7 protein-coding genes are annotated in these 7,172 nt (G+C 71.9%); 4 read left to right on the forward strand and 3 right to left on the reverse strand.

Features of this window, described 5'->3' with window-relative positions:
- The first annotated feature begins 397 nt into the window (after positions 1 to 397).
- Positions 398 to 1,576: a pre-mycofactocin synthase MftD gene (mftD, locus tag PSU4_RS30195; RefSeq protein ID WP_147115989.1), complete on the forward strand. Its 1,179-nt coding sequence runs from the start codon at positions 398 to 400 to the stop codon at positions 1,574 to 1,576.
- On the opposite strand, the gene PSU4_RS30200 is transcribed toward mftD, so the two are convergent.
- Positions 1,554 to 1,826, reverse strand: a complete 273-nt coding sequence (locus tag PSU4_RS30200) for a hypothetical protein (RefSeq protein WP_147115991.1) — start codon at positions 1,824 to 1,826, stop codon at positions 1,554 to 1,556. The two genes, mftD and PSU4_RS30200, sit on opposite strands and share 23 nt — an antisense overlap.
- An 11-nt stretch (positions 1,827 to 1,837) precedes the next feature.
- Positions 1,838 to 2,809 carry an RluA family pseudouridine synthase gene (locus PSU4_RS30205; protein ID WP_147115994.1) on the reverse strand — a complete coding sequence of 324 codons (972 nt, stop codon included), beginning with the start codon at positions 2,807 to 2,809 and terminating at the stop codon, positions 1,838 to 1,840.
- A 461-nt stretch (positions 2,810 to 3,270) separates the two neighbouring features.
- On the opposite strand from PSU4_RS30205, the gene PSU4_RS31655 reads away from it, so the two are divergent.
- Together PSU4_RS31655 and PSU4_RS30210 are read left to right on the forward strand one after the other, a co-directional pair.
- Complete coding sequence (locus tag PSU4_RS31655; protein ID WP_186817268.1) at positions 3,271 to 3,471, forward strand: hypothetical protein; 201 nt, start codon at positions 3,271 to 3,273, stop codon at positions 3,469 to 3,471.
- A 17-nt stretch (positions 3,472 to 3,488) separates the two neighbouring features.
- Positions 3,489 to 4,451: a threo-3-hydroxy-L-aspartate ammonia-lyase gene (locus PSU4_RS30210; RefSeq protein ID WP_222596453.1), complete on the forward strand. Its 963-nt coding sequence runs from the start codon at positions 3,489 to 3,491 to the stop codon at positions 4,449 to 4,451.
- Positions 4,452 to 4,581: 130 nt separating this feature from the next.
- Here PSU4_RS30210 and PSU4_RS30215 read toward each other — a convergent pair whose 3' ends face one another.
- Complete coding sequence (locus tag PSU4_RS30215) at positions 4,582 to 6,018, reverse strand: MFS transporter (protein WP_246115451.1); 1,437 nt, start codon at positions 6,016 to 6,018, stop codon at positions 4,582 to 4,584.
- Between the two features lie 281 nt (positions 6,019 to 6,299).
- Here PSU4_RS30215 and PSU4_RS30220 point away from each other — a divergent pair.
- Positions 6,300 to 7,172: LLM class F420-dependent oxidoreductase (locus tag PSU4_RS30220; protein WP_147116001.1), on the forward strand; the 873-nt coding region annotated here is incomplete at its 3' end.

The following is a 7,172-nucleotide window of genomic DNA, read 5'->3' on the forward strand; positions in this document are numbered from 1 at the left end:
CCCGCCAGCCGCGCCGGGCTCCGCCGCGCCGCGCCCCGCCCCGCTCCGTCGCGCCCCGCCCCGCTCCGTCGCGCCCCGCCGCCGGGTGTGTCATGAGCGTTCGTGGGTAGCGCTGATGACACGCTCGCGATCGCGCGCGGACGCCAGAGCCCACGCGCCGACGTTCCGGGGACATGAGCGCCACCCCGGCGCCCATGTCCCGCACTCGGCGATCACGCCGGCTGTGAGGTCGGCCGCGGCGAGCCGGCCGCTCCACACCGCGCGGTGGTCGGGACGGCCGGCCCGGTCAGGGAGGACCTGCCCGTCCGAACGGCCCGACCCCACATCCGCGACTTTCGGCACCGGGTGCCGAAATGCTAGGTTGCGGCGGACGGGACAGCCTGGCGAGGGAGCGGGGATGGCGAGCACGAGCGAGTGGTTCGAGACGGTCGCCGAGGCACAGCGGCGGGCGCGCAAACGGCTGCCCAAGTCGGTCTACATGGCGCTGGTCGCGGGCAGTGAACGTGGCCTCACCACCGAGGACAATGTCGACGCGTTCGCGGAGCTGGGCTTCCGCCCGCGCATCGCGGACCTGCCGCAGGAGCGCGACCAGTCGACGTCGGTGATGGGCCAGGACATCGCGTTCCCGGTGGTCATCTCGCCGACGGGTGTGCAGGCGGTCGACCCCGAGGGTGAGGTCGCGGTCGCCCGCGCGGCGGCGGGCATGGGTACGGCGATGGGGTTGTCGTCGTTCGCGAGCCGCGCGGTGGAGGACGTCGCCGCGGCCAACGACAAGCTGTTCTTCCAGATGTACTGGGTGGGCAGCCGGGAGCGGATCCTCGCGCGCGCCGAGCGGGCCCGGGCGGCGGGCGCGAAGGGCCTGATCATGACCCTGGACTGGTCGTTCTCCAACGGCCGGGACTGGGGCAGCCCGATGATCCCGGAGAAGCTGGATCTGAAGGCGATGCTGCAGTTCGCGCCGGAGGGCGTGCTGCGGCCGCGGTACCTGGTGAACTGGCTCAAGCACGGCAAGCTGCCCGACCTCACCACCCCGAACCTCGCGCTGGGCGACGAGGAGGCCCCGACGTTCTTCGGCGCGTACGGCGAGTGGATGGGCACCCCGTTGCCGACGTGGGAGGACATCGCGTGGCTCCGGGAGAAGTGGGGCGGGCCGTTCGCGATCAAGGGCATCACACATCCCGACGACGCGCGCCGCGCCGTGGACGCGGGTGCGACCGCGATCTCGGTGTCGAACCACGGCGGCAACAACCTCGACGGCACGCCGGGCGCGATCCGGCTGCTGCCGGCGGTGGTGGACGCGGTGGGTGACCAGGTCGAGGTCCTCATGGACGGGGGTGTCCGCCGGGGCAGCGACGTCGTGAAGGCGTTGGCGCTGGGTGCCCGGGCGGTGCTGATCGGACGTGCCTACCTGTGGGGTCTGGCCGCCAACGGCGAGGCAGGGGTGACGAACGTGCTGCAGCTGCTGCGTCAGGGGATCGACTCGGCGTTGCTGGGTCTGGGCAAGTCGTCGATCCGCGAGCTGAGCCGCGACGACCTGATCATTCCGGCGGACTTCAGCCGGACCGGGAAGGCCTGAGTCCCACCCGCACGGCCTGCTCGACCGGTGCCGGGTCCACGCCCGACAGGCCGAGCAGGCCGGTGCGCTCCAGCGGCGGCCGGTCCCGGAATCGTGCCCGGTCCTGGGACCGGTCCCGGTCCCGGAACCGCGGCCGGGTGCCGCGGTGAGGCTGCGCGCCGTGGCCGACGACCGGGGGCGCGAGGTGGACGTCGCCCGGGCCGCCGGTGGCGAGCACGAGGAAGCGCTGCACGTCCGTGGCGGTGAGCACGGCGACCACCCTCACCGGCCGGTGCCGGGCCCGTCGACGGAGTTCGTGGGTGCCCCGGCCGCCCAGCCCGCGTGGTCGTGCCACGCCTGCAGTGCGAGCGCGCTGGTGAAGGCCCGGTCCTCGCCGGTGACGGGGTCGGTGAAGGTGAGCGTGCGGGCGCACAGCTGCAGGGGCCGGGTCCAGTCGTCGAGTGCGGTGTCGTGGAGGTCGGGGTAGAAGCGGTCGCCGAGGATGGGGATGTCGAGCCCGGCCATGTGCAGGCGCAGCTGGTGGGTCCGGCCGGTGCGCGGGGTGAGCCGGTAGCGGCCGAGCCCGTCGCGGTGCTCCAGCAGCTCGACGAGGGTCTCGGCGTTGGGCGGGCCGTCGACCTCCCGCGCGACGATCACGCCGCGTTCCTTCACGATCCGGCTGGTCACGGTGCGCGGCAGGATGAGCGTGGGGTCGTGGGGGGCGATGGCCTCGTAGGTCTTGGCGACGCGGCGGTCGCGGAACATCGTCTGGTAGGCGCCGCGTTCCTCGCGGCGGACGACGAACATCAGCAGCCCGGCGGTGACCCGGTCGAGGCGGTGGGCGGGGGAGAGGTCGGGTAGGTCGAGGTCGCGCCGCAGTCGCACGAGTGCGGTCTCGACGACGTGGCGGCCGCGGGGGATCGTCGACAGGAAGTGTGGTTTGTCGGCGACGAGCAGGTGGTCGTCGCGGTGCACGATGCCGATGGGGAAGGGGACGGGCACCTCGTCGGGCAGGTCGCGGTGCAGCCACACGAAGGTTCCGGGGACGAACGGGGAGTCGGGGCGCAGCGGCCCGTCGACACCGGCGATCTCGGCGTCGGCGAGCATCGCGTCGATGCGTTCGGGCTCGACGCGCGGCAGGCGTTCGACGAGGTGGTCGCGCATGAGCGTCCAGGGGCCGTCGTCGGGGGTCCGTAGCCGGACCGCGTCGAGGCCGTGCCGCTGGGGCAGCGGCGAGCGCAGCGATCGCCTCATCGTGTCCGAGCCTAGTGGCGGCCGCCGGCCGCCGACGACCGAGCCGCTGCTGGCCGCGCGGCACAGGGCGACGACCTGCGGTGTTCACCCGTTCGTGGACCCCGCCCGTGGACCGTCGTGACCTGTTTGAGACCTTGGTGGGGCCCCCGACAGCTCCCCGAAATCACTGGAGGTAGGCATGCGCAAGTTCCGTCGTCGATTCGGACGCACCCTCAACGGCCTGGTCGAGGGCCTGTCCGTGGTCGCAGGGTGGAACCGTGGGAAGGGTCGCAAGCGCTGAGCGACCCGCAGGCGTCGCCCGCCCCGGCAGGGCACCGTCCGCCGCACGGGCTCCCCACCGTCGCGGCGGACGCTGAGGACGCGGACCGAGCGCACTACTCTCGATCGTCACGGCCGGCGCGCGAGATCCGCGCCGGGTGGTGCACGGGCCGCACGGTCCTGTGCCGACGAGACGGAAGTGTGTGATCCGCCGCAGCAAGGACGCCGTCAGGGACCGCGCCGCGACCGGCCTCGGTGGTGGCGCGGTCGACGGCGCCCTGCGCGGCCCGCACGGCCCGACGCGTCGCATCCCGCGCCTCACCGCCGTCGACGGGCTGTTCGGGATCGAGGAGGCCGGTGCCCCCGAAGTGTTCCGTGCCGAGGCCGCCGGGGGGCAGGCCTGAGCACGCTCGACCGGCCCGTGCCGACGTTCGCCGACGTCGAGGCGGCCGCCCGCGGGCTGGCCGGGGTCGCGCACCGGACGCCCGTCGTGACCTCGCGGACGCTCGACGACACGGTCGGGGCGTCGGTGTTCCTCAAGTGCGAGAACCTGCAGCGCGGGGGTGCCTTCAAGTTCCGGGGTGCCTACACGGCGCTGTCGCGGCTCTCACCCGGGCAGCGGGCCGCGGGGGTGCTGGCGTACTCGTCGGGCAACCACGCGCAGGCTGTCGCGTTGGCCGCCCGCGAGCTGGGGACGGCGGCGACGATCGTTATGCCGCTCGACGCGCCGGCGTCGAAGGTGGCCGCGACCCGCGGGTACGGCGCCGAGGTCGTCACCTACGACCGCTACCGCGTCGACCGCGAGGAGCTGGCCGCCGGCCTCGCCGCCGAGCGCGGGCTCGCGCTGATCCCGCCCTACGACCATCCCGACGTCCTGGCCGGTCAGGGCACCGCGACGATGGAGCTGATCGAGGAGGTCGGCCCGCTCGACGCGCTGTTCGTGTGTCTCGGTGGGGGCGGGCTGCTGTCGGGGGCGATCCTGGCCGCGCGGGCGCTCTCGCCCGGGGTGCGCATCCTCGGCGTCGAGCCCGAGGCGGGCGACGACGGTCTGCGGTCGTGGAGGGCGGGCGAGATCGTCCACATCGACGTGCCCCGCACCATCGCCGACGGCGCGCAGACCCAGCACCTGGGCCGCTACCCGTTCGCGATCATCCGTGAGGGCGTCGACGAGATCCTGACGGTGCCCGACGCCGCGCTCGTCGACGGCATGCGGTTCATGGCGAGCAGGTGCAAGCTGATCGTGGAGCCGACGGGGTGCCTGGCGCTCGCCGGAGTGCTGGCCCGGCGCGACGAGCTGACCGGGAAGCGGGTCGGCGTGATCGTGAGCGGCGGCAACGTCGATCTCGACCGCTTCGCCGCGCTCGTCACCGGCGGGGTGTCCTGAGCGGTCGGCGCCTGATCTGCCTTTCTGCGCCGAGTTCGACACCAGCCTGGTCCTGGCCGCGTCGGAACCAGTCCCACGTCGAGCTCGGCGTGGGAGGGCCGGCCCGACGGCGCCGCGTGCTGGAGCGACGTCAGCCCGAGGTCGGGGAGCCCGCGCCCGGGGCCCGGGTCGCGGGCTTGCGCACGCCGAGCGGCGACACGACGTCCTCCAGCGACTTGCCCTCGGCGTCGACGCCCAGGAACCAGGCGACCAGCCCGCCGACGGCCATGATCACCGCCCCCATCAGGTAGCCGATGAACAGCAGGACGGGCCGGGACCCGTCGCCGATCAGCGCGCCGTAGATGAGCGGGGCGATGGCGCCGAAGCACTGGGCGATGGCGAAGAACACCGCGATCGCCTTGGCCCGGACCTCCAGCGGGAAGATCTCGCTGACCGTCAGGTACGCCGCGCTCGCACCGGCCGAGGCGAAGAAGAAGATGATCGTCCACGCGATGGTCTGGGTGAGCGCGGTGAGCGCGCCCGCGTTGAACAGCACCGCGGTGATGGCCAGCAGGATGCCGGAGAGCAGGTAGGTGCCGCCGATCATCGTGCGGCGCCCGATCGTGTCGAACAGCGGGCCGAGGACGAGCGGGCCGATGAAGTTGCCGACCGCGAACGCGATGAAGTAGAGCGGCACGTTGCCGCTGTCGACGTGGAAGAACGTCGTGAGCAGCAGCGAGTAGGTGAAGAAGATCGCGTTGTAGAGGAACGACTGCGTGATCATCAGGGTCGCGCCGAGGGTGGCGCGCCCCGGCATCTCCCGGAACAGCAGTCTCAGCAACCGGACGTAGCCGATCTCGGCGGCCGGGATGAGTTCGATGGTCTTCTTCTCGTCGACGTCGGGGAGGGTGCGCCCGGTCTTGCGGACCTCGTCCTCGATGTAGGTGATCGACTCCTCGGCGGCCTCCCGTTTGCCGTTCATGATCTGCCAGCGCGGGCTCTCCGGCAGGTTGCGCCGAACGACGATGATGATCAGCCCGAGTACCGGGCCGAGCAGGAACCCGAGCCGCCAGCCCAGCGACGGGTGCACGGCGTTGAGGAGGATGAACGTGCCGAGCGTGCCGAGGATCGCACCGAACCAGTAGGTCCCGTTGACCGCGATGTCGACGCGGCCGCGGTACCGCGCCGGGATCAGCTCGTCGATCGCGGAGTTGATCGCCGCGTACTCGCCGCCGATCCCCATTCCGGCGATGAACCGGGTCAGGTACAGGAACACGATCCAGCCCACGCCGTTGCCGAGGGTCAGTGCGGTGAGCCCGCTGCCGACGAGGTACACGGCGAGGGTGACGATGAAGAGGTTCCGCCTGCCCAGCCGGTCGGAGAGATGGCCGAAGAACAGGGCGCCGACGACCTCGCCGACCAGGTAGACGGTGGCGACCGCGCCGACCGCCGCGGCCGACATGCTGAGGCCCTCGGGCTTCTCCAGCACGCTGGCGACCGACCCGGCGACGGTGATCTCGAGCCCGTCGAGCACCCACGCCACACCGAGCGCGACGACCAGGCGGGTGTGGAACGGGGACCAGGGCAACCGGTCGATCCGTGCCGGGATCAGACTGCGGATCGGCCTGTCTCTGACGTCTGCTTCCGGGCTCGCCACACCGACCTCCTCGTCCGGGGATTCGACCTGCGGTACCCGAGCCCTGCGGCATCCCACACCTGTTCGCGCGCAATGAATCCGATTGGCAGAACGGATTCGCGGCATTCATTCCGGTTCATGTGTTTTGTGATCTCGCGGGTGCGGCCGACGTGGCCCGGGCGGCGCTAACGTCACAGGGAGGACACCCCTTTCCGATGGGAGAAGACCACCCCATGAAGATCGGCCTGCACATCGCTGACTTCACCTGGCCGGGCGGCCCGCAGAACCTGGCCGCCGACCTCGCCCGCATCGCGACGACCGCCGAGGACGTCGGCGTCTCCAAGATCAGCGTCATGGACCATGTCTGGCAGATCCGCGGCGTCGGTCCCGAAGAGAACGACATGTTGGAGGCGTACACGACCCTCGCCTTCCTCGCGGCCCACACGAAGAAGGTCGACCTGCTCGCCTGGGTCACGGCCGTGACCTACCGCGAGCCCGGCATGCTCGCGAAGCTGGTCTCGACGCTGGACGTCCTGTCCGGTGGCCGCGCCTGGCTGGGCATCGGCGCCGCCTGGAACGGCGAGGAGGCCCACGGTCTGGGCCTGCACTTCCCGCCGACCGCCGAGCGGTTCGAGCGCCTGGAGGAGACGCTGCGCATCTGCCTGCAGATGTGGAGCGACGACGACGGCCCGTTCGAGGGCACCCACTACACGCTGGGTCGCACGCTCGACTCGCCGCACCCGCTGCGCCGTCCGCACCCGCCGATCCTGATCGGTGGCGGCGGGGAGAAGAAGACGCTGCGGCTCGTCGCCCGGTACGCCCAGGCGTGCAACCTGTTCGGCGGCCCCGAGGTCGCGCACAAGCTCGACGTGCTGCGCGGCCACTGCGAGGCCGTCGGCCGCGACTACGACGAGATCGAGAAGACCGTCATGTTCCCGCTCGACCCGGGTGCCGACGGCGAGCACGTCGACACGATCCTGGAGCAGATGGCGGGCCTGGCGAAGCTGGGCGTCACCCACGTCCACGGCTTCGTACCCGGGGTATCGACGATCACGCCGCTGGAGATCCTGGGCGAGAAGGTGATCCCGGAGGCGGACAAACTCTAT

It is taken from the genome of Pseudonocardia sulfidoxydans NBRC 16205 (assembly GCF_007989085.1).
Lineage (GTDB): Bacteria > Actinomycetota > Actinomycetes > Mycobacteriales > Pseudonocardiaceae > Pseudonocardia > Pseudonocardia sulfidoxydans.